The organism is Mycobacterium sp. E1715 (genome assembly GCF_001667625.1).
Taxonomy (GTDB): Bacteria; Actinomycetota; Actinomycetes; order Mycobacteriales; family Mycobacteriaceae; genus Mycobacterium.
This window is the reverse complement of the sequence record NZ_LZJJ01000107.1, coordinates 1-2,243: the sequence shown is the minus strand read 5'-3', so window position 1 is coordinate 2,243 and position 2,243 is coordinate 1. Positions and strand designations below refer to the sequence as shown.

The 2,243-nt window shown below is 67.0% G+C and carries 3 pseudogenes; 2 read left to right on the top strand and 1 reads right to left on the bottom strand.

The window, feature by feature from the left end:
* A pseudogene (locus A9X03_RS28250) lies at positions 1-147 on the top strand (short chain dehydrogenase); the annotation flags it as partial.
* 12 nt (positions 148-159) lie between these two features.
* Here the strand turns inward: A9X03_RS28250 and leuS are convergent.
* Positions 160-2,175, bottom strand: a pseudogene (gene leuS, locus A9X03_RS05800) (leucine--tRNA ligase); the annotation flags it as partial.
* Here leuS and A9X03_RS30790 point away from each other — a divergent pair.
* A pseudogene (locus tag A9X03_RS30790) lies at positions 2,168-2,243 on the top strand (hypothetical protein); the annotation flags it as partial. The pseudogenes leuS and A9X03_RS30790 overlap by 8 nt on opposite strands.

The following is a 2,243-nucleotide window of genomic DNA, read 5'->3' as shown; positions in this document are numbered from 1 at the left end:
CGCGAACTCGTCGCATTCGAGGGCGGCGCGTACGACGCCGCTAAGTTTCTCAAGCCAGAGACGGTCGCTGCCGCGGTAGCCAATGTGGTGGCCACTCCCCCAGACGGCCACGTCCACGAGGTCGTGCTGCGGCCCGCAGGCCATTGACTCGGCTACTCGCTAGACGACCAGGTTGACCAGCCGGCCCGGGACGACGATCACTTTGCGCGGATTGGCGCCCGCCAGGAATGCCTGAACCTTCTCGTCCGACAACGCCGCGGCTTTCAGCGTGTCTTGGTCGGCATCGGCGGCGACCACCACGCGCCCCCGCACCTTGCCGTTGACCTGGACCGGGTATTCGACACTGTCGTCGACCAGGTAGGCCGGATCGGCTTGCGGGAACGGGCCATGCGCCAGCGACGTGGTGTGGCCAAGCCGCAGCCACAGTTCCTCGGCCAGGTGCGGGGCCAGCGGCGCCAGCATCAGCACCAGCGGCTCGACCGCCGCGCGCGGTACCGCGTCGCGGTGCTCCTTGGTCAGGTGGTTCGTGTACTCGATCAGTTTGGCCGCCGCGGTGTTATTCCGCAGTGCCGCATAGTCTTCCGAAACTCCCGCGATGGTGCGGTGCAGCGCGCGCAAGGTTTCGGTGTCGAGCTCTTGTTGGCCGGCCACATCGACCACCCGTGTAGCGCCGGTCTGCTCGTCCACCACCAGCCGCCACACACGCTGCAGGAAGCGTTGCGCCCCGACGACGTCCTTGGTGGCCCAGGGGCGGGAGGCTTCCAAGGGGCCCATCGACATCTCGTATACCCGCAGCGTGTCCGCGCCGTACTCGTCGCAAATCTCGTCCGGAGATATCGAATTCTTCAGGCTCTTACCAATTTTGCCGAACTCCTGGAAGACCTCGATCTCGCCGCCGGGAGCCGGGTAGAAGAAGCGGCCGCCCCGTTCGACAACCTCGTCGGCGGGGACATACGAGCCTCGCGAGTCGGTGTAGGCGAAGGCTTGGATGTAGCCCTGGTTTACCAGGCGGCGGTAGGGCTCCTTGGAGCTGACGTGTCCCAGGTCGTACAAGACCTTGTGCCAGAACCGCGCATACAGCAGGTGCAGCACCGCGTGTTCGGCGCCGCCGACGTAGAGGTCGACACCGCCGGGGTCCTGCGGGCCGTGCTCGTCGGGCCGCGGACCCATCCAATACGCTTCGTTCTCCTTGGCGCACAGCCGTTCCGAGTTGTAGGGATCGGTGTAGCGCAGTTCATACCAGGAGCTGCCGGCCCACTGCGGCATCACGTTGGTGTCGCGGGTGTAGGGCTGCAAGCCGTTGCCGAGGTCCAATTCCACGTGCACCCACTCGGTGGCCTTGGCCAGTGGAGGTGACGGCTCGCTGTCGGCGTCGTCGGGGTCGAACAGCACCGGCGAGTAGTCCGGCACGTCGGGCAGCTCGACTGGCAGGGCGGCTTCGTCGAGCGCATGAGCGCGACCGTCGCTGTCGTACACGATCGGGAACGGCTCGCCCCAGTAGCGTTGCCGGGCGAAAAGCCAGTCCCGAAGCTTGAATTCGATGCGGGCCCAGCCGCGGCCATCCGCCTCCAGACGCGCGGTGATCGCTTTCTTCGCCGTCGGCACGTCCATCCCGTCGAGGTAGCCGGAGTTGACCAGCATGCCGTCGCCGGGATAGGCGGCTTCCGAAACATCACCGCCGGCAATGACTTCCACGATGGGAAGGCCGAACTGGTGGGCGAAGTCCCAGTCGCGCTGATCGTGGCCCGGAACCGCCATGATGGCGCCGGTCCCGTATCCGGCCAACACGTAGTCGGCGATGAAGATCGGCACCGGCTCGCCGTTGGCGGGGTTGCGCGCGTAGCTGCCCAGGAAGACGCCGGTCTTCTCCTTGCTCTCCTGCCGCTCGAGATCCGACTTCGCCGCGATCGCCTGCCGGTAGTCGGCGACGGCCTGGGCCGGCGTCGCGGCGCCGTAGGTCCACCGCGGGTCGGTCCCCTCCGGCCAGCCGGCGGCAATCAGCCCGTCGACCAGGTCATGCTCGGGAGCCAGCACCAGGTAGGTGGCGCCGAACATCGTGTCCGGCCGGGTGGTGAAAACCTCGATGTCGACCGTCTCGCCACTGGTGTTGCGCGCCGAGAACAGCGCCCGGGTGCCGATGGAGCGGCCAATCCAGTTGCGCTGCATGGTTTTCACCACCCGGCCGGACACGATGTTCGGCGCCACCTACCTGGTGCTGGCTCCCGAGCATGACCTGGTCGACG